Annotated in this window: 22 protein-coding genes; 11 read left to right on the forward strand and 11 right to left on the reverse strand. The window is 62.0% G+C overall.

What is annotated here, in order from left to right:
- Positions 1 to 177: 177 nt before the first annotated feature.
- Positions 178 to 399, reverse strand: a complete 222-nt coding sequence (gene rpmE, locus C5L12_RS23575) for a 50S ribosomal protein L31 (RefSeq protein WP_105374499.1) — start codon at positions 397 to 399, stop codon at positions 178 to 180.
- 103 nt (positions 400 to 502) lie between these two features.
- Here rpmE and C5L12_RS23580 point away from each other — a divergent pair, with 103 nt between their 5' ends.
- Together C5L12_RS23580 and C5L12_RS23585 are read left to right on the forward strand one after the other, a co-directional pair.
- A complete protein-coding gene (locus C5L12_RS23580; protein ID WP_342588639.1) occupies positions 503 to 2,395 on the forward strand; it encodes an ABC transporter transmembrane domain-containing protein in 1,893 nt (630 codons plus the stop codon).
- 29 nt (positions 2,396 to 2,424) lie between these two features.
- Positions 2,425 to 2,670 (forward strand): DUF982 domain-containing protein, encoded by a 246-nt coding sequence (locus tag C5L12_RS23585; protein WP_105374501.1) that lies wholly within the window; start codon positions 2,425 to 2,427, stop codon positions 2,668 to 2,670.
- Between the two features lie 27 nt (positions 2,671 to 2,697).
- On the opposite strand, the gene C5L12_RS23590 is transcribed toward C5L12_RS23585, so the two are convergent.
- From C5L12_RS23590 to C5L12_RS23620, 7 genes are all read right to left on the reverse strand, one after another.
- Complete coding sequence (locus C5L12_RS23590; RefSeq protein WP_245423005.1) at positions 2,698 to 2,895, reverse strand: hypothetical protein; 198 nt, start codon at positions 2,893 to 2,895, stop codon at positions 2,698 to 2,700.
- A 20-nt stretch (positions 2,896 to 2,915) separates the two neighbouring features.
- Complete coding sequence (locus tag C5L12_RS23595; RefSeq protein ID WP_105374503.1) at positions 2,916 to 3,947, reverse strand: peptidoglycan -binding protein; 1,032 nt, start codon at positions 3,945 to 3,947, stop codon at positions 2,916 to 2,918.
- A gap of 3 nt (positions 3,948 to 3,950) precedes the next feature.
- Complete coding sequence (locus tag C5L12_RS23600; RefSeq protein WP_105374504.1) at positions 3,951 to 4,994, reverse strand: MotA/TolQ/ExbB proton channel family protein; 1,044 nt, start codon at positions 4,992 to 4,994, stop codon at positions 3,951 to 3,953.
- Between the two features lie 239 nt (positions 4,995 to 5,233).
- Positions 5,234 to 6,034: an inositol monophosphatase family protein gene (locus C5L12_RS23605; RefSeq protein WP_105374505.1), complete on the reverse strand. Its 801-nt coding sequence runs from the start codon at positions 6,032 to 6,034 to the stop codon at positions 5,234 to 5,236.
- Positions 6,035 to 6,181: 147 nt separating this feature from the next.
- Positions 6,182 to 7,450, reverse strand: coding sequence for an MgtC/SapB family protein (locus tag C5L12_RS23610; protein WP_105374506.1), 1,269 nt, complete (start codon positions 7,448 to 7,450; stop codon positions 6,182 to 6,184).
- A 112-nt stretch (positions 7,451 to 7,562) separates the two neighbouring features.
- Entirely contained in the window at positions 7,563 to 8,600 is a 1,038-nt protein-coding gene (locus tag C5L12_RS23615) for a tetratricopeptide repeat protein (RefSeq protein WP_425350823.1), read from the reverse strand.
- Between the two features lie 105 nt (positions 8,601 to 8,705).
- Entirely contained in the window at positions 8,706 to 9,359 is a 654-nt protein-coding gene (locus tag C5L12_RS23620) for a thiamine phosphate synthase (RefSeq protein ID WP_105374507.1), read from the reverse strand.
- Positions 9,360 to 9,472: 113 nt separating this feature from the next.
- Between C5L12_RS23620 and C5L12_RS23625 the strand changes: the two genes are divergently transcribed.
- Together C5L12_RS23625 and C5L12_RS23630 are read left to right on the forward strand one after the other, a co-directional pair.
- Positions 9,473 to 10,243, forward strand: a complete 771-nt coding sequence (locus C5L12_RS23625; protein ID WP_105374508.1) for a sulfite exporter TauE/SafE family protein — start codon at positions 9,473 to 9,475, stop codon at positions 10,241 to 10,243.
- A 93-nt stretch (positions 10,244 to 10,336) separates the two neighbouring features.
- A complete protein-coding gene (locus C5L12_RS23630; protein ID WP_105374509.1) occupies positions 10,337 to 10,597 on the forward strand; it encodes an ArsR/SmtB family transcription factor in 261 nt (86 codons plus the stop codon).
- 120 nt (positions 10,598 to 10,717) lie between these two features.
- On the opposite strand, the gene C5L12_RS23635 is transcribed toward C5L12_RS23630, so the two are convergent.
- Positions 10,718 to 10,894 carry a YdcH family protein gene (locus tag C5L12_RS23635; RefSeq protein WP_105374510.1) on the reverse strand — a complete coding sequence of 59 codons (177 nt, stop codon included), beginning with the start codon at positions 10,892 to 10,894 and terminating at the stop codon, positions 10,718 to 10,720.
- A 236-nt stretch (positions 10,895 to 11,130) separates the two neighbouring features.
- Here C5L12_RS23635 and C5L12_RS23640 point away from each other — a divergent pair, with 236 nt between their 5' ends.
- From C5L12_RS23640 to C5L12_RS23670, 7 genes are all read left to right on the forward strand, one after another.
- Positions 11,131 to 11,334, forward strand: a complete 204-nt coding sequence (locus C5L12_RS23640) for a YdcH family protein (RefSeq protein WP_105374511.1) — start codon at positions 11,131 to 11,133, stop codon at positions 11,332 to 11,334.
- 12 nt (positions 11,335 to 11,346) lie between these two features.
- Positions 11,347 to 11,844 (forward strand): 5-(carboxyamino)imidazole ribonucleotide mutase, encoded by a 498-nt coding sequence (gene purE / locus C5L12_RS23645; protein ID WP_105374512.1) that lies wholly within the window; start codon positions 11,347 to 11,349, stop codon positions 11,842 to 11,844.
- Positions 11,841 to 12,911, forward strand: a complete 1,071-nt coding sequence (locus tag C5L12_RS23650) for a 5-(carboxyamino)imidazole ribonucleotide synthase (protein WP_105374513.1) — start codon at positions 11,841 to 11,843, stop codon at positions 12,909 to 12,911. Before purE ends, C5L12_RS23650 begins: the two co-directional genes overlap by 4 nt.
- A 126-nt stretch (positions 12,912 to 13,037) precedes the next feature.
- The gene (gene ykgO / locus C5L12_RS23655) at positions 13,038 to 13,163 is read left to right on the forward strand and encodes a type B 50S ribosomal protein L36 (protein ID WP_006726873.1); all 126 of its coding nucleotides are present in this window, start codon (positions 13,038 to 13,040) and stop codon (positions 13,161 to 13,163) included.
- A gap of 98 nt (positions 13,164 to 13,261) precedes the next feature.
- Positions 13,262 to 13,861: a tetratricopeptide repeat protein gene (locus C5L12_RS23660; protein ID WP_105374514.1), complete on the forward strand. Its 600-nt coding sequence runs from the start codon at positions 13,262 to 13,264 to the stop codon at positions 13,859 to 13,861.
- Between the two features lie 13 nt (positions 13,862 to 13,874).
- The gene (locus C5L12_RS23665; protein WP_105374515.1) at positions 13,875 to 14,915 is read left to right on the forward strand and encodes an alpha/beta fold hydrolase; all 1,041 of its coding nucleotides are present in this window, start codon (positions 13,875 to 13,877) and stop codon (positions 14,913 to 14,915) included.
- 75 nt (positions 14,916 to 14,990) lie between these two features.
- Entirely contained in the window at positions 14,991 to 15,722 is a 732-nt protein-coding gene (locus C5L12_RS23670) for a hypothetical protein (protein WP_105374516.1), read from the forward strand.
- Positions 15,723 to 15,800: 78 nt separating this feature from the next.
- Here C5L12_RS23670 and pyk read toward each other — a convergent pair whose 3' ends face one another.
- On the reverse strand, positions 15,801 to 17,240 hold the full coding sequence (gene pyk, locus C5L12_RS23675) for a pyruvate kinase (protein ID WP_105374517.1): 1,440 nt from the start codon (positions 17,238 to 17,240) through the stop codon (positions 15,801 to 15,803).
- The gene (locus C5L12_RS23680) at positions 17,240 to 17,650 is read right to left on the reverse strand and encodes a DUF1036 domain-containing protein (RefSeq protein WP_105374547.1); all 411 of its coding nucleotides are present in this window, start codon (positions 17,648 to 17,650) and stop codon (positions 17,240 to 17,242) included. Before C5L12_RS23680 ends, pyk begins: the two co-directional genes overlap by 1 nt.
- Positions 17,651 to 17,658 lie beyond the last annotated feature (8 nt).

Raw genomic sequence — 17,658 nt, forward strand, 5'->3', positions numbered from 1 at the left:
AGGTTCGATCCACGCTTCCTCCCCACGGTCGGTCGCCCTTCCGCAGTTGCGCTTCACTTCGCTCGCCATGACCAGCTTACGGTGGGACTTCCACCCACAAGAATGCGCCCATGCTGGGCGCACAACAAAAAAAGCCCGGCTTTCGCCAGGCTTTTATCGGATCGTTCGAAAAGCAGCTTAGAGGCCGAGGCCGCCGAAGCGCTTGTTGAACTTGGAGACGCGGCCGCCGCGGTCCATGAGCTGCTGGTTGCCGCCCGTCCAGGCCGGATGCGACTTCGGGTCGATTTCCAGGTTCATGGTTGCGCCTTCAGAACCCCAGGTCGAGCGGGTTTCGTACTCGGTGCCATCGGTCATGACGACCTTGATCATGTGGTATGCGGGATGAATGTCAGCCTTCATGTCGATAATCCTGCTCTGCGAGGTCCATATGTCGCAATTGCGAGCGAGAACCCTCTTTAATAAATGAAGCCGCAGACCGGTCCGGTCACGGCTTCCCAATTCGATGCGGAGCCTATACAGGAAGGTCGCCCGAAGCACAAGTACCCGCGCCTTTCGAAAAGCGCCCCGACACCAGAGGGAAAAATTGGCCGAAGCCCGCGAAAACCAGCCCAGCGAAAGCCCCCGGAGAGGCAAGGCACTCAGGCCGCTTGCAAGGCTTGTCCCCTACCTTTCACGTTACCGGCCGATGGTTGCGGCGGCAACATTCTTCCTCGTCCTGGCCGCTGCCACGACGCTGGCGCTGCCGCTCGCCGTACGACGCATGGTCGATCATGGCTTTGCCTTTTCGGATGGCAGCTTCATCAACAACTACTTCGGCATGCTGATGGCGCTGGCCGCCCTTCTCGCGGTCGCGAGCGCCATGCGCTACTATTACGTCATCACCATTGGCGAACGGGTGGTCGCAGACCTGCGCCGCGAGGTCTTCTCGCACATCACCCGCCTGTCGCCCGCCTTCTACGACGTCAACCAGTCGGGCGAGATCGTCTCGCGCCTGACGGCCGATACGACCCAAATCAAGTCCGCCTTCGGTTCGGCCGCCTCGCAGGCGCTGCGCAACACCATTCTCTGTCTCGGCGCAATGGGGATGATGATCTATACGAGCCCCAGGCTTTCCGCCCTGGTGCTCGGGGCGATCCCCCTCATCGTCTTCCCGCTGGTCGGCTTCGGCCGCTCGGTCAGGCGCCGCTCGCGCGCCGCCCAGGATACGCTTGCCGAAACCTCCGCCTTTGCGGCCGAAACGATCGGCGCAACGCGGACGGTACAGGCATTCGGGAGCGAAACGACGGCCGCAAACCGCTACGGCAAAACCGTCGAAAGCGCCTATCACGCGGCCCGAACGGCCATCAAGGCGCGTGCGCTGCTGACCGGTTTCGGCATCCTGCTTGTCTTCGGCAGCGTCGTCGGCGTCCTGTGGTACGGCGCCCAGAGTGTTCTGGCGGGCACGATGACTGCTGGAACGCTCGGCCAGTTCGTGCTCTATTCGGTCATCGCGGCAAGCTCCCTCGGGCAGCTTTCCGAAGTCTGGGGCGAGCTTTCTGCCGCCGGCGGAGCTGCCGAACGGCTGACCGAATTGCTGCACGAAGTCCCGGCGATCCGCGACCCGGACCGCCCTGTCGCGCTCCCCTCTCCGCCGCATGGCGAAGTGGAATTTGACGCGGTATCCTTCGCCTATCCCGCCCGCGTCAGCGCCATCACGCTCAATTCCCTATCGTTCCACGTCAGGCCCGGCGAAACGGTTGCGATCGTCGGCCCATCGGGCGCCGGCAAGAGCACGATCTTCTCTCTGCTGATGCGGTTCTATGATCCATCCAGCGGAACCGTGAAGCTCGACGGCGTCGATCTGAGGCAGGCGAGGCTTGCGGATCTGAGGTCCCGTCTGGCGATCGTACCGCAGGACGTGACGATCTTCGCCGCGTCGATCCACGACAACATCGCCTTTGGCGTGCCGGATGCCAGCCGGGAGGCTGTCCGCGCCGCGGCCATCGCTGCGCAGGCGGACGAGTTTATCTCGCGGCTCGATCAGGGCTATGATACGCTTGCCGGCGAGCGCGGCATCACGTTGTCCGGCGGCCAGCGCCAGCGTATCGCAATCGCCCGCGCTATTTTGAAGGACGCACCGGTCCTGCTGCTCGACGAAGCGACCTCGGCGCTGGATGCGGAAAGCGAGACCTTGGTGCAGAAAGCCCTCGACGGACTGATGCAGAACCGCACGACACTCGTCATCGCCCATCGGCTGGCGACCGTGCTAAAAGCCGACCGCATCCTTGTCATGGAAAATGGTCGGGTCGTCGAGGAAGGCACGCACCAGAGCCTGGTGGCGCAGGGCGGGCTCTACGCCAAGCTCGCCCGCCTGCAGTTTCACGACATCGAAAGGCAGAGCGCGACGGCGCTCTGACCCGTGGTCAAAGGATAATGGTGATAGCCATGGACTCTCTCTGGAAGAATCCGGTCGTCGTGTCGATCGGAGAGCCGCCCGTCGAAACCGTGATCGACACCACGCAAGCCGCGGCCTGGGCGATGATCGAAGACTGGCCCATGGAAGATGGCACGGCGCTCGATCGAGCTCTTGCCCTCTGCGCCGCGGTCGATGCCGGAAAGCGCAAACCGGAAGAGGCAAGGCATGCCTTTGTCGAAGCGGCCAAGGAAGCGGGTATCTTCATCCGAGGCTGAATTGGGTGCCCGACAACGCCCCACCCGTCACGTCACGCGTCTGAAAGTCCATTTCACGACATAGTCGCCGTTGCGCTTCAACTTGCCCTTCGTGCGTACCTCGACAGGACCGCCCAATTCGATTTCCGCCTTGGCGAAAGCTTCACGGGCTTCCGCCATTGCCTTGTGATAGACGCTGTTGTCTCGCCTCGGGCTGTCGGCGACCGCCTTTACGAGGGCGGTCATATCCTTGTCCCCGGCCATCGTTATCGCTCGGTGAGCTTCAGCTCGATGCGGCGGTTCTGCGATTTGACGTCTGGGGTGTCTCCCTGCGCGATCGGCTGGAACTCGCCGAAGCCGGCCGCCACCAGACGGTTCGCCGGCACGCCTTTGGAAATGAGATATTTCACCACCGAGGTGGCGCGGGCGGAAGAGAGCTCCCAGTTGTCGCGATAACGGCCGATGCCGGAAAGCGGCGAATTGTCGGTATGGCCATCCACACGCAGTACCCAATTGATCTCGGCAGGAATTTCCTTCGCCAGATCGAGAAGCGCCGCGGCCAGTTTGTCCATCTCGGCGCGACCGGCATCATCGAGTTCGCTGCCACCCACGGGAAAGAGAACTTCCGACTGGAAAACGAAACGGTCGCCGACGATGCGGATGTTCTCGCGATCGGAAAGGATTTCGCGAAGCCGTCCGAAAAAGTCGGAGCGGTAGCGGTTGAGTTCTTGCACGCGCTGCGCCAGCGCCACGTTCAGGCGCCGGCCGAGATCGGCAATCTGTGCCTGCGATGACGAATCCTTCGCTTCCGAAGCCTGCAGCGCCTGCTCGATGGCGGCGATCTGCGCGCGGAGGGCGGCAATCTGCTGGTTCAGCAGCTCGACCTGGCTTGCCGCGCGGGCGCTCAGCTGCTGTTCCTGGTTGAGCTGGCTGGTCAATTCGCCGACGCGCGCATTGGCCGCGGCACTGCTGCCGGCACCCTCGCTCAGCAATTGCTGCAGCCGCGACCGTTCGCTTTCCGAAGCCGAAAGGGAGGACTGCAGGCTGGCGAGCTGGTCCTCGAAATCCTGGCTGTTGCTCTTTTCGAGCGCCAGGAGCTCGGTCAGCTCGGCGATCTGGCTGTTCAGCCGGTTCAGCACCTCGTCGCGGCCGGTGATTTCCCGGCTTAAAAGGAACTGCGCCAGCACGAAGACGGTCAGCAGGAACATGATGGCGAGGAGCAGCGTGGAGAGCGCATCCACGAAACCCGGCCAGAAGTCGACGGACCGATCCCGGCGGCGGTTCTTGGCGAGGGCCATCGGTTATTTCCCCCCGACCTTGTCGGAAAGTCGGTCGAGGGTGCGGCGTAGCGCCTTGGCCTCTTCCTGCTGCGCTTCGATCCAGTCGCGCAGCATCTGCTGCTCATTGCGCATGTTCTTCACAAGCCCCTGGATGCCTTCGGCAAGATTGGCCATCGCCGAGAGCGAACGATCGGAATGGTGGCCGTCGGGCGCCTTGGACTGGGCGGCGGCAAGGGCTTTTAGTTGTTCGGTAAGCGCGCGGATATCTTCCGAGGAGCCATGCGCGATCGTCTCCGCCACGGCAGGCATGTCCGACCCGAGGTCCGTCACCGACGAAAGCCAGTTTTCGAGCTCGGTGTAAAAACGGTTCTGGGCCCGGCCCGCCTGCAGGTCGAGGAAGCCGAGGATCAGCGAACCGGAGAGACCGAGCAGCGACGAGGAGAATGCCGTGCCCATGCCGGCGAGCGGCTGAGCGAGACCGCTCTTGATCGCTGCAAGAACGTCGTTCGAATCGCCTGAATTCGGGTCGAGCGCGCCGATGACATTGCTGATCGAGCCGATCGTCTGGATCAGGCCCCAGAAGGTGCCGAGTAGACCGAGGAAAACCAGCAGGCCGATGAGGTAGCGGGAAATGTCGCGTGATTCGTCGAGGCGGGTGGCGATCGAATCGAGGATCGAGCGGAAGGCGTTGGTCGACAGCGCCATCTTGCGGCGCCCGCCGATCAGCGTTCGCATCGGCGCGAGCAGCTTCGGTTCGCGGCCGACCTTGTCGGCGCTGCCGGCGGCGCGGAAGGAGTTGAACCAGCGTACTTCCGGGATGAGTCCGATCACCTGGTTGAAGACGAGAATGATGCCGATCAGCAGGACGCCGAGAATCAATCCGTTGAGACCCGGATTGGTCTGAAAGGCATGCGCGGCCTGGCGATAGAGAATGGAGGCGACGAACCCGACGATGATCAGGAAGATCAGCATCGTCCACAGGAATGACGCCGGATTGGAAAGTTTGTAGGTATAGCCGCTGCGCGCTTCAGACTCGTCCAGATCGTCCACTCTCGCATTCGCCATGATACGCCTTCAGCCTCCGATACTCTTGCACGTCGGAGGCTACGGCATGTCCTCCGGAAGTGCAAAGCGGTTTCGGGACAAGGACATGCGTAAAACAAGAGTCTACGGCATATCGCGTGAATCCCTCTTTCACGCGATATGCTGTAGTTTAAAATTGCGACGAATTGAAGTGCGGACGCTACGGAAAACAGTCGGCTATCAACCGTCCGCAGCGCCGGCCTATCGGCTTTGAGTTCCGCTCAGCGAGTCGGCACGGGCCGGTTGGCAACCTCGAGCAGTGCCTTCTGGATGAGCTCGTTGCCCGCGACGATGTTGCCGCTGCCGAAGATATCCGTGGTGCCCTTCATGTCGCTGGCGAAACCGCCTGCCTCGCGGATCAGCACGATGCCGGCAGCCATATCCCAGGCAGAAAGGTCGGTTTCCCAGAAACCGTCGAGACGGCCGGCTGCCACATAGGCAAGGTCGAGCGCGGCAGCACCCATACGGCGGACGCCTGCCACTTCCCCCATGACGTGGCGGAGTTCGATGAGGAACTTTCCGTGGTTGCCGCGGCCAAGATGCGGCACGCCGCAACCGATCACGCAGTCGGACAGCACGCGGCGGGCAGCGACCCGGATGCGACGATCGTTCATGAACGCGCCGCCACCCTTTTCGGCGGTGAACAATTCGTCGGTCGCCGGATTGAAGACGACGCCGGCGACGATTTCGCCGTTGCGCTCGAGAGCGATCGAGACGGCGAACTGCGGAATGCCGTGCAGGAAGTTTGTGGTGCCGTCGAGCGGATCGACGATCCAGCGATGGGCGCCGTCCGTGCCCTTCAGCTCTTCGCTTTCCTCGCCGAGGAAGCCGTAGGTCGGGCGCGCCTTCATCAGCTCGTCGCGGACGATCTTTTCCGCCTTGAGGTCGGCCTGGGAGACGAAGTCGCTCGGCCCCTTTACGGAAACCTGCAGGTTCTGCACTTCGCCGAAATCCCTGGAGAGCGATTTGCCTGCCTTGAGGGCAGCCTGAACCATGACGTTGAGAAGGGCGGAGCGGGCCATGCGGGAAATCCTTGGACGCAGTCCCGGATTGCATCTGACGGGACGATATTTTTCAGTTTTTCTTGATGGGCGGCTTCAAGACCACAAAACAGCGGGAAATTCAAGTCGTCCGCCGGAAACGAACGCGTTGAACAACTTGCCGCCCTCTCAGACTACAGCTCGCGCCCAAACGGCAGCCATCCCCGCCGCAATAGACAACAGGGAGGCAACGACCAGATGGACGGCAAAGCCGCGGCTGCCGAAAACCGCCGCGTAGGCGGCCTTCGCTGCCATATTCACGATCACGCCAATGCCGATCGCCTGGGCTGCCAGCTTCGGTTCGAGCGTCGGCAGCATACCTGCAACCGTCACCGTTACAGCGTCCACATCCGCAAGGGCGGAAAGTGCCGATGCAACGATCAGGCCCTCGCTGCCGAAATACTGGGTCGCCGCGCGGGCCAGAAATGCCACGCCCGCAAGGAGCGCCGCCATCTTCGCTACTGCAGGCAGTTCGAACGGATTGCCGGGAAGATTGTCCGCAGCGGGCTCCTGCCGCCCGAAGGAGAGAAATGCCGCATGACCAAGCATGACAACGGCCCCGACGCCCAGAGGTAAAATCAGGTCCGCAGCCAGGCTCGGCGCCAGCATGACAACCAGGGCGGCAGTCCGCAGCAGCGACACCGCACCGGCGGCAATTGCGCCCGCAGCGAGTGAACCGGTGCCGGCCGCGACCAGGCTTCGCCGCGCAAATGCGACGGTGGTCCCGGTCGAGGAAATAAGGCCTCCGATCGCTCCCGCCAAAAGGTCACCACGCGACGCCCCAAGCATCCGCACCGCCAGATAGGCCGCGAAGGAGATCGATGCGAGCGTTATGACAAGTATGATGAGATTTCGCGGTGAAATGCCTCCGAACGGCCCCACCGGCTCGGCGGGTATGATCGGCAGGAGCATGAAGGTCATCGCAATCAGGATCACCGCCGAACGGAGTTCGATCCATTTCAGACGGCGGATCGACGCGTGCAGGAAATTGCGGCTGGCCAGAATCGTCACTAGCGCCGCTCCCGCCGCGGAGACCAGCACCATATCGCCGATGACGGCAAGTACGCCGAGACCGAAGGTAAGGATCGCAACGATGACGGAAGTGGCGCTGAAAGATTCTTCTGCAATTGCCTCGCGCAATTCGAACACGGCCATGACGGCAGCGACAGCAATCAGAAAGCCGACAGTCACGATACCCGCATAGCCGGAGCCGGGGTTGAGGCTGCGCTCGATCAGGCCCGCGATGCCGCCGACCATGCCCACCATGATAAAGGTGCGGATGCCCGCCGTACGGCTGCCCGCCGGCTCGTCGCGCTCGCGCCAGTGTCGCTCGACCCCGACCGCGGCGCCGATCGCGATCGCCAGACCGACCCGCTGGAAAAGCTCGACATGGTCCAAATCTGCCCCCTGCACGCACTCCGAAGAGTGCTCCCGGCCTTCCGTTCACGCTTAGAGGCGTTCGACGCCGAAAGCGATCCCTCGATCGATTTTCCGTTCGCCGGACCGCCCCTTACCCTCGACGGAACCTGTTTGCCGCCTCGATCGCCTGTTTCTGTGTTTCCTCATTGATTCCGAGGTAGAAATCTTCGAGTTCCGGATCCTTCATTCCTGCGCGGCGCGAGAGAACATACCACTTTGCCGCCTCGATGGGATTGGGCCGTGTGCCCAGCGCATTGATATAGAGATGCGCCAGCTTGTTCTGCGCCGCGACGTTGCCGCGATGGGCGGCAATCCGCATCCATTCGAAACCCTTCTCGTAGTCGCGTTCGCCGCCAACGCCGTTCACCAGCCAGATTCCCATATCGAGCTGTGCTGTGTCGAAACCTGCCTTGGCGGCACGCTCCATCCATTCTCGGGCCTTGGCCTTCTTCTTCTCCGGTACGTCCCTGAGCGCCACATAAAGTTGCGCGACGGCATATTGAGCGTCCGCCACCCCCTGCGCTGCGGCCTTTTCGTAAAAGGGCAGTGCCAGGTGCAGGCCTTTTTCGCCGGGATTGTCGGAGACGAGGATCTGCCCCCAGTTGAACTGCGCCGAGGAATTTCCAGCCTCTGCGGCCTTGCGCATGAAATCGTCGGCCTGTTTCTTGTCGCGCGGGACGTCGCGTCCGCTCATCAGGAGCAGCGCATATTGGAACATGGCAGCCGGATCGCCGCCTTCTGCCGCCTTTTTGTACCAGAATGCCGCCGTCTTGGCGTCCCGTTTAAGGCCCAGGCCCTTGGTCATCATTTCGGCGACAAGCGTCTGCGCCGCTGCATCGCCGGCTCCCGCCCGCGTCAGCGCCCGGTCGAGCGCGGTGGCATAAAGACCGCGCTGATAAGCGCCGTAAGCCTCGTCGATGGCACCTGCATAGGGTCTTTCAGGTGGGGCGGGTGGCAGAGCCGCGCCCATGCGTTGGTAGAGTGCGACGCCGCCGGAGGGAACGATGCCAACCGCCTGCCCCTCCGGTTCGGCCGTATCTCTCGATGCATCGGGTACCGGCTGTGTCTCCACCCGATCTTTCTTCATCGGCTGCGTGCCGGGATCGACTGGCCGGGTTACCGGCCTCATATCCTGTGCCATGGCCAACTCGGTCATCGTCGCCGATGCGAAGACGCTCGCAAGCAGCCCGTTCAGAATCACGCGGAAAAATCGGTTCGATGCCATGGCGGAGCATCAAGCCTCAAACCGTGGCGCTTTTTCGTCCAGGATTGCGTTGACCTCGGCGACGACAGCTTTTGCTGCTTTTTCGGAAGAAAACACCGCCTTATGCAGGGCGACGAATTCCGCGCCTGTCTCGGCAACAGCAAGCACAGATGAGGGATCGCTGCCGCCCATGACGATGCAGGGAATTTCCACCATGGAGGCCCACCATTCGCCAAGCGCGAGGTTCTTCGGATGCGCCTCCGGTTTGATGTCGCCGTCGAGCTTGCCGAAAAAGATGTAGTCCGGGCGGCGTTCGCCGATTTCGAGCGCCTGGTGCCGGTCGGCAGCCCCGCCCGTGCCGACGATCATCTTGGGCACGAACTTCTCGATCGCTTCGTCAAGCTCCGTCAATGTGCCGTTCATATGCAATCCGTCCGCCTTGACCCGGCCCGCCACGCGGCTGTCGCCGGCAATCAGCGCCGCCGCGCCTGCCCCCTGAACGATCGGCACCATAAGCTCGGCGCGCTTCTGAAAGGCCTGATCGTCGAGACCGTATTGGGGTATGATCACCGATGCGACATCCCCCCCTGCAAGCGCGTCTTCGAGCTGTCGCGCCTGTCCGGCGGTATCATCGCTCTCCGGCAAGATCAGCACGAGGCGGCAGCGGTCTTCCGGTTGGGTCATCTCAAATCCTGTTCGCGGATTCGGCTCAGTGAAATCCGCACTCGTTTTCTGTCTGCAAATTCGATAGACCGGACCGATTGAAGGATCAACCGCCTCTCCCCTCCGAAAGCTTCATGCCCGACACCCTCAGCCTGACCTTTTTTACCTTTGCGGTGCCTGCCGTTTTGCTTGTCGGCCTTTCGAAAGGGGGAATCGGAGGCGCGATCGGCCTGATGGGCGTGCCTCTCATGTCCATGGCCGTGGATCCGGTCAAGGCGGCGGCGATCTTCCTGCCGATCCTGATTCTCATGGATATCGTCGCGCTGTGGTCGTGGCGGAAGTATAACGACCCGACGACGCTTTTGATGATCCTCCCGGGCGGCATCATCGGCATCGCGCTCGGCTGGGCGACATCGGCCTATGTCTCGGACGATGCGCTGCGCCTGGTGATCGCCATAGCCACCATTCTTTTTACCGTCCGTTACTTCTGGCAGGTCTATGGGCCGCACTCCAGCAGGCCCGCAGATCCTCTGCCGCACCGCCCGGTCGCCGCGACGTTCTGGGGCGCGCTTTCAGGTTATGCGAGCTTTGTCGCCCATGCGGGCGGCCCGCCATTCCAGATCTATGTCCTGCCGATGCGGCTCAACCCGCGATCCTACACCGGCGCCAGCATCCGGTTTTTCGCGATCGTCAATGCCGTGAAGGTGATCCCCTATTTCTTCCTCGGCGCCCTTGACCGGGAGAACCTGACAATCTCGGCGACGCTGCTGCCGGTGGCGCTGATAGCGACGATATTGGGTGCGACGATCGTCAAGCATCTGAAGGCAGAGTTCTTCTATCCCATGACCTACGGCCTCGCCTTTCTAGCTGGGCTGAAGCTGCTCTGGGATGGATTGCCCATCTGAAGCGTGGTTTCGGACAAGGGAATAAATTTCTCGACCTTGCTGCAACGCACAATAAATCTTGCCGTTACGGCCGGATTACCGTAAGTTTGCGCCATGACGACAGTTGATCCCTTCGCAGCCATAGCTGATCCCAACCGGCGTTATCTGCTGGAGGAACTGCGGCGTTCGCCGAGAACCGTCAACGAACTCGCCCAAGGCCTGCCGATAAGTCGGCCGGCGGTCTCCCAGCATCTGAAAGCTTTGCTTGAAAGTAATTTGGTGACGGTCACCGCAGAAGGCACGCGGCGCATCTATGCCGTCAACAGCAAGGGCTTCGACAGGCTCAATCTTTGGCTCGATCAGTTCTGGTCGTGATCTCCTACCACGACCAGAACTGCATTTTCATATTTCTGGATTGGGTTTTGGTGCCGCTTTTAATGTTGCCTCGTACTGATGATGAACCTGAGGCGCGCGGCGTTCTTCTCCTTTAGAGAACTAGTGACGCGTAGAGGCCTTAAGGCGCTGCATTTCGTCTTTGAGACGCAGCTTGCGGCGCTTGAGCTCGGCAATTTCCCGGTCGTCTGCAGAGGGCGACGCCAGAATGGACTGGAGCTCCTCTTCCAGATCACCGTGCTTCCTTTCAAGCGATGCGATATGAGCCTGGACGGTCATGTGGCATGTTCCTTCCTTGGTCAACCTGCCCCGACATTCCCTTCTGCCGAGGCTTCAGGTTTGCGACAGAAGTGTGACACGATCGGTCTGGTTTGTCGAAGGAGAAATCGTGGTTTCTCGTGGGCAAATTCGTGGCATCGGCTAACTTCCAGTTAACGTGGTTTGATGGTAGAGGCTTGCGGACATTGCCGGCAACCGCTCAAGAATAGCCGGGCATGGAGAATGGGGACCGTAATATGGCTGATCAGGAACAGGCGGATATCCGGCTGGCGCTCGCGAAACTCCGTCAGGAGCACGAGGATTATGACGCCGCCATCAACGCCATGATCGAGGTCGGCTGCGATGCCCTGAGGATCCAGCGCATGAAGAAGAAGAAGCTGGCATTGAAGGACAAGATGAGCCAGCTCGAAGATCAGATCATTCCCGACATCATCGCTTGAGGGGCTTCCGACATGGCTGAAAGACCTGCCGTCGCCATAATCATGGGTAGCCAGTCCGACTGGGAAACCATGAAAAATGCCGCCGACACGCTGGACGCGCTGGATATCGGCTACGAGGCCCGCATCATTTCCGCACACCGCACGCCGGAGCGAATGATGGCATTTGCCAAGGGCGCCCGCGCCGAAGGTTTTCAGGTCATCATTGCCGGCGCCGGCGGCGCCGCACATCTTCCCGGCATGACCGCCGCCATGACGCCGCTGCCGGTTTTCGGCGTGCCCGTGCAGTCGAAGGCGCTTTCCGGCCAGGACAGCCTGCTCTCGATCGTCCAGATGCCGGCCGGCATCCCAGTCGGAACGCTTGCGATCGGCAGGGCCGGCGCCATCAATGCCGCGCTGCTGGCTGCCGCCGTGCTTGCCCTCAACGACGCCGATATTGCCGACCGGCTGGACGAATGGCGCGCCCGCCAGTCCACCGCAGTCGCTGACTACCCGATAGACGAGGCTCCATGACCGTCCGCACGATCGGCATCATCGGCGGCGGACAGCTTGGCCGCATGCTTGCCATGGCCGCAGCCCGGCTGAACTTCCGCACCATCATCCTGGAGCCGCAGGAAGACTGTCCCGCCGCCCAGGTCGCGAACACGCAGATCACAGCGGCCTACGACGATCCTGCTGCCCTGGCCGAGCTCGCCGCTCGCTGCGACGTCGTCACCTACGAGTTCGAAAACGTGCCCGTTTCGGCCGCCGAAGCGCTGCAGCGTTCCGTGCCCGTCCATCCGCCGGCAAAGGCGCTCGAAGTCGCCCAGGACCGCCTCACCGAGAAACGCTTCCTCAATGGCTGCGGCATCGAAACCGCCCGTTTCCATGCCGTCGACAGCCAGGAGGATCTCGAAGCGGCCCTTGCGGATTTTGGCGGAAAGGGCGTCTTGAAAACCCGCAGGCTCGGTTATGACGGCAAGGGCCAGCGCGTCTTCCGTTCGCCTGAAGACGACCCGGCCGGCGCCTTCGAGGCGCTGGGTAGCGTACCGCTGATTCTCGAAAGCTTCGTGCCCTTCGATCGTGAGATATCGATCATCGCCGCACGCTCCGGCGACGGCACGGTCTCATGCTACGATCCGGCTGAGAACGTCCACCGCAATGGCATTCTTCACACCTCTACCCTACCCGCCCGCATTTCCGGTGAAACGGCAAGCGTCGCCCGGGAATCTGCAGAAAAGCTGCTCGCCGCGCTTGATTACGTCGGCGTCATCGGCATGGAATTCTTCGTTCTCGCCGATGGTGTGCTGATCGCCAACGAAATCGCGCCCCGCGTCCACAATTCCGGCCACTGGACGGAAGCGGCCTGCATCGTCTCGCAGTTCGAGCAGCACATCCGCGCCGTTGCAGGTCTGCCGCTCGGCAATCCGCACCGCCATTCGGACTGCGTTATGACCAATCTGATCGGCGACGATATTCTCGACCTTCCCGGCTGGCTGAAGAAAAAGGACGTGTTCGTCCACCTCTACGGCAAGACGGAATCCCGGCCAGGCAGGAAAATGGGCCATGTAACGGAGCTTAAAACGTCGTCACAAGGTTGACATAGGCAATAGCTCGGGTTATCTGCACGGCCAACTTGAGAGCGCGCCCCTCCAAGAAAAAGGCGGCGCGCTTTTGATTGATAAGGACAAGCGGCTTAACGGCCCACAGACTGCTGGATCAGTACAATGAAGATCAAGAACTCGCTCAAGGCGCTGAAGGCTCGTCACCGCGATAACCGTCTGGTTCGCCGCAAGGGCCGCATTTACATCATCAACAAGCAGAACCCGCGCTTCAAGGCTCGTCAGGGCTGATACGATTTTTTCGGCTTCGGCATCTGCCGGCCGATCAAATTGTCGACAGACCGGCAAATCGGGTTTGACCTTCGGCGCATGCGGATTACCTTATCCGCATGCGCTATTTTCGTTTGAACTCCCTGATTCTGGCCTCGGCCCTCATCGCCTCGCCTGCGATTGCGCAGACGCCCGCGCCAACCGCGCCGTCGACTATGCCTGCTTCGGCGGCAAGACCGGCCAATTCCCTCGATCCTCTCTTTGATGCGCTGAGGCGCGAACGCGACCCGGATAAGGCGCGCGGGATCGCTAGCCAGATCGCCTCGGACATGAGCGATTCGGGCAGCGCCACGGTCAACCTGCTGATGCAGTGGTCGGCAGACGCGATCAAGGAGAAGCGCAACGCCGCGGCCCTCGATTTCCTCGACCGGGTAACGCTGCTTGACCCAGCCTATCCCGAGGGCTGGAACCGGCGGGCCACCTTGCACTACACCATGGGCAATGCCCGCAAGGCGATGGCCGACATTGCCGAAGTCCTGAAGCGCGAGCCCCGTCATTTCGGGGCGCTCGCCGGAATGGCCGGCATTCTCATGGAAGCCGACAAGGACGAACTGGCGCTCAAGGCATGGGAAGATTATCTCGCCATCTATCCGGCAGATCGAGAGGCGCAGGAAGCAGTGACGAAGCTTTCAGAAAAGATCGCCGGAAACCGGACCTGACCTCCCTCCTCCCATGCTGATCCCGCTCCTCGCTCTCATCGGCATCGTCGCTTCCGCTTTCGGTTTCACCGCCTGGAAAGCGAAGGTGATCGAGGCCCAATTCCCGAATGCCGGCGAACTGATCGACGTCGGCGGCTTCCGTATGAATTCGCTGCATATACCCGGACCATCCGGCGCCGATCTGCCGGCCATCGTCTTCATCCACGGCGCCAGCGGCAATCTGCGCGATCAGGAGATCGCCTTCCGAAAAGCGCTGGAAGGCCGCGCGGAGATGCTGTTCATCGACCGGCCCGGACATGGTTATTCCGAACGCGGCGGCCCGGAAAACGACTTTCCCGATGGTCAGGCCGCCGCGATCGCCCGATTGATGGAAAAGCGCGGCATCCAGAGCGCGATCATCGCCGGCCATTCGTTCGGCGGAGCGATCGCCGCAAGCTTTGCGCTGTTCCACCCTGAGAAGACGACCGGCCTGCTGTTGCTGGCGCCGGCCACTCATCCCTGGCCGGGCAGCATCGACTGGTATTACAATCTCACTGCGAGACCCATTCTCGGGCGATTGTTCAGCCATCTCCTGGCCCTCCCCGCGGGATTGGCGTTGATGGAAACCGCAACCCGATCGGTGTTTCATCCCAATCCCCGGCCCGAGACCTACCTCAATGACGGGGCGCCGGCTCTTGTCCTGCGTCCGCGAAACTTTCGCCACAACGCGATCGATGTCGCCAATCTGAATGCGTATGTGACACGCATCTCGCAGCGTTACCGCGAGATTGTCGCGCCGACGGTGATCATCACCGGCGACACGGACGCGATCGTTGCGGAGGAAATCCATTCGCGTGGTTTGGCGCGCGACATCAAGGGGTCGGAACTCGTCTGGATCCGTCATCTCGGCCACAAACCGGATTACGTCGTGACGGACGTCGTGGTGGCGGCGATCGAGAAGCTTGCGGGATTGCCTCGCGACCTGCAGGCAGCCGCCCACCTGGCGGAAGCACGCATCGCGCCTCGGGTCCAGGAAGCACCGGTTGAAATGGACCTGTCGATCGAGAAGACCTGACACCCAGTAGAATTACGCCAGCCCGAAGCAAGGTGCCCATCCCAACCTCCGACCAAACGGAATCGGAGACACGTGATGGAAATCGGCAGCATTGGCAGGGACTACCCGGCACGGTCCGCGAAGCCGGGTGAGGCATCCCCCCGGACAGACGCCGCCACAGAGGCATCGTCCGGTTCATCCGGTCGAAAAGAAGAGCTATACAATCCCCTGGTTCATAGCCTGACATCGCTGACCAAGGCGACGGAGGAAGCGGAGGAACAGATAAAGGCGCGCGCCAAGCGAAAGCTCGAGGACGCCAAGCAGCAGCTCGCATTCATGCGCCGCAGGGGTTTCGACCCGGACGTGATCGCCAAGCAGGCGGCCCAGCTCAGCGTGATCGTTGCGGGTGCTGCCCGCGAATTTGCCGAGGCTTTGCCCGGAGCCGGCGGGCTCACGTCATCCGCGCCTGCCGATACTCCGTCCACAGGAGATACAGCCGATCCGGTTTTGGATCAGAGCAAGCAGGCTGCGTCAGGCGACAGGTCAGTTGAGGACACGAGACCCGTCTCCCACGCAGAGCGGGCCTATCTCGAGGAGATGGGCGAAACACCGCGAAATACGCCCCGGCTCTCCCCGGACGACATCAAGACGGCAATGGAATTCAGCTCCGTCGCACGCCAGATCAAGGCATTGCTGGAAGAGGCCGCCCGGAAGCTGCGCGAGCAGAACGGCACCGCCGCCTTGTCCGGTGCCCAGAACCTCGACGCCTCCGTCAACGCCCTGACCAGCACGGTCTCCGCTTTGCCAACGGTCAGCATCACGATTTAGCGCTCCATCCGCCGAGGGAAACTGCTCAGCAAAAAACCGCCGGATCGCTCCGGCCGTTTTTGGTTGCTGGCGAAAACCTCAGATACCCGTCTGGCCGTCTGAGCCGATATAGGCAATCCGCAACATGTTGGTGGCACCAGGCGTGCCGAGCGGAACACCGGCCGAAATGATGATCCGGTCGCCCGGCTTGCCGAAACCTTCCGACACCACGATACGGCAGGCGCGATTGACCATGTCGTCGAGATCTTCCGCGTCGTGGGTGACGACGCAATGGGTGCCCCAGCAGATGGAAAGCCGGCGTGCCGTCTGGATGATCGGCGACAGCGCGATGATCGGCACCTGCGGCCGTTCGCGCGAAGCGCGCAGGCCCGTTGTTCCCGATGACGTGTAGGTGACGATCGCCGAAAGGCGCAATGTCTCGGCGATCTGGCGGGCAGCAAGCGAAATGGCGTCGGCGCCTGTCGCCTCCGGTGTCGCGCGCTGCGAATAGATGATGCTCGGATAAAGCGGGTCCTGTTCGACGGTCGTGGCGATCGACGCCATCATCGAGACGGCTTCCACCGGATATTGGCCCGATGCCGATTCTGCCGACAGCATGACTGCATCGGCGCCTTCGAACACGGCGATCGAGACGTCCGAGACTTCCGCGCGGGTCGGCACCGGCGAGGAGATCATCGATTCCAGCATCTGCGTCGCGACGACGACCGGCTTGCCCGCACGGCGACAGGCGCGGGTCAACTGCTTCTGGATGCCCGGCACCGCTTCGATCGGCATTTCCACGCCGAGGTCGCCGCGGGCGACCATCAGCGCATCGGAAAGCTCGATGATCTCGTCGATGCGTTCGATCGCCTGCGGCTTTTCAATCTTCGACATCACGCCAACACGGCCCCGGGCGATCTTGCGTACTTCGGCCAGGTCGTCGGGACGTTGCACGAACGAGAGCGCCACCCAATCGACCTCGCCGGTTGCAAGCGCTGCATCGAGATCGACGCGGTCCTTGTCGGTCAGTGCCCCGACGCCGAGCAGCGTATCGGGCAGGCTGACGCCTTTCTTGTCGGAAATGCTGGTGCCGGCAACCACGGTGCAGACGATGCTCTTGCCATCGGCCTTCTCCGCCTTCAGAGCCAGCTTGCCATCATCGATCAGCAAGCGATGACCCGGCTTCACGGCTTCAAGAATTTCGGGATGCGGCAGGAAAACGCGATTTTCGTCGCCTGGCTCGTCGCGATTGTCGAGCGTGAAGGTCTGCCCCACCTTGAGCGTCACCTTGCCGGCCGCGAACTTGCCTACCCGCAACTTCGGGCCCTGCAGGTCGCAGAGAATGCCGATCGGTCGCCCGCAACGCGCCTCGACCGACCGGATGCGCTGAATGAGCGTCCGCATCAGGTCGTGGCTCGCATGGCTCATGTTGATCCGGAAAAGATCGGCCCCCGCTTCGTGCAGCTTCTGGATCATCTCCTCATCGGCGGAGGACGGTCCGAGCGTGGCAAGGATCTTAACTTTGCGGTAGCGCCTCATCAATTCTGGCCTTCTTGTGTGCCAGGCGTGTCCGAAAGCTGGACCATCCAGCTCCCCTGACGGCCCGTGTCATATTCCTTGAAGCCCATGCGCTGAAAGCCACGGGCGAAACAATCGTTGACGCCGACGATCTTGAACTCGTTTTCCGCGACGCACATGTTGACATTGCCGGTCCAGCGGCCGCCGCGGGCCGCATCCTCCGCATAAAGATAATAATAGCGGGACTGCAGCTCGCCCTCGATCAGCGTCGCGCAGGTGGAGGCGGGCACCTGCCACCAGCCTTCGGTGGTCCAGCCTTCCGTCGCGCGGTAGCCGATGGCCACCCCGACAAGGTTCTGCGTACTGTTGCAGACGCGGAAATCTGCATGCGCAGCGCCCGCCGCAAGCAGCGGCGCTCCGGCCGCCGCCATGGCGAACA

Origin of the sequence: Neorhizobium huautlense, assembly GCF_002968575.1 — a bacterium.
Classification (GTDB): Bacteria; Pseudomonadota; Alphaproteobacteria; order Rhizobiales; family Rhizobiaceae; genus Neorhizobium; species Neorhizobium huautlense.

Excerpts from the sequence above, each read along its gene's own strand:
- rpmE (WP_105374499.1), bottom strand. The coding sequence starts at position 399 with ATGAAGGCTGACATTCATCCCGCATACCACATGATCAAGGTCGTCATG.
- C5L12_RS23580 (WP_342588639.1), top strand. The coding sequence starts at position 503 with ATGCGGAGCCTATACAGGAAGGTCGCCCGAAGCACAAGTACCCGCGCC.
- C5L12_RS23585 (WP_105374501.1), top strand. The coding sequence starts at position 2,425 with ATGGACTCTCTCTGGAAGAATCCGGTCGTCGTGTCGATCGGAGAGCCG.
- C5L12_RS23590 (WP_245423005.1), bottom strand. The coding sequence starts at position 2,895 with ATGACCGCCCTCGTAAAGGCGGTCGCCGACAGCCCGAGGCGAGACAAC.
- C5L12_RS23595 (WP_105374503.1), bottom strand. The coding sequence starts at position 3,947 with ATGGCCCTCGCCAAGAACCGCCGCCGGGATCGGTCCGTCGACTTCTGG.
- C5L12_RS23600 (WP_105374504.1), bottom strand. The coding sequence starts at position 4,994 with ATGGCGAATGCGAGAGTGGACGATCTGGACGAGTCTGAAGCGCGCAGC.
- C5L12_RS23605 (WP_105374505.1), bottom strand. The coding sequence starts at position 6,034 with ATGGCCCGCTCCGCCCTTCTCAACGTCATGGTTCAGGCTGCCCTCAAG.
- C5L12_RS23615 (WP_425350823.1), bottom strand. The coding sequence starts at position 8,600 with ATGAGGCCGGTAACCCGGCCAGTCGATCCCGGCACGCAGCCGATGAAG.
- C5L12_RS23620 (WP_105374507.1), bottom strand. The coding sequence starts at position 9,359 with ATGACCCAACCGGAAGACCGCTGCCGCCTCGTGCTGATCTTGCCGGAG.
- C5L12_RS23625 (WP_105374508.1), top strand. The coding sequence starts at position 9,473 with ATGCCCGACACCCTCAGCCTGACCTTTTTTACCTTTGCGGTGCCTGCC.
- C5L12_RS23630 (WP_105374509.1), top strand. The coding sequence starts at position 10,337 with ATGACGACAGTTGATCCCTTCGCAGCCATAGCTGATCCCAACCGGCGT.
- C5L12_RS23635 (WP_105374510.1), bottom strand. The coding sequence starts at position 10,894 with ATGACCGTCCAGGCTCATATCGCATCGCTTGAAAGGAAGCACGGTGAT.
- C5L12_RS23640 (WP_105374511.1), top strand. The coding sequence starts at position 11,131 with ATGGCTGATCAGGAACAGGCGGATATCCGGCTGGCGCTCGCGAAACTC.
- purE (WP_105374512.1), top strand. The coding sequence starts at position 11,347 with ATGGCTGAAAGACCTGCCGTCGCCATAATCATGGGTAGCCAGTCCGAC.
- C5L12_RS23650 (WP_105374513.1), top strand. The coding sequence starts at position 11,841 with ATGACCGTCCGCACGATCGGCATCATCGGCGGCGGACAGCTTGGCCGC.
- ykgO (WP_006726873.1), top strand. The coding sequence starts at position 13,038 with ATGAAGATCAAGAACTCGCTCAAGGCGCTGAAGGCTCGTCACCGCGAT.
- C5L12_RS23660 (WP_105374514.1), top strand. The coding sequence starts at position 13,262 with ATGCGCTATTTTCGTTTGAACTCCCTGATTCTGGCCTCGGCCCTCATC.
- C5L12_RS23665 (WP_105374515.1), top strand. The coding sequence starts at position 13,875 with ATGCTGATCCCGCTCCTCGCTCTCATCGGCATCGTCGCTTCCGCTTTC.
- C5L12_RS23670 (WP_105374516.1), top strand. The coding sequence starts at position 14,991 with ATGGAAATCGGCAGCATTGGCAGGGACTACCCGGCACGGTCCGCGAAG.
- pyk (WP_105374517.1), bottom strand. The coding sequence starts at position 17,240 with ATGAGGCGCTACCGCAAAGTTAAGATCCTTGCCACGCTCGGACCGTCC.
- C5L12_RS23680 (WP_105374547.1), bottom strand. The coding sequence starts at position 17,650 with ATGGCGGCGGCCGGAGCGCCGCTGCTTGCGGCGGGCGCTGCGCATGCA.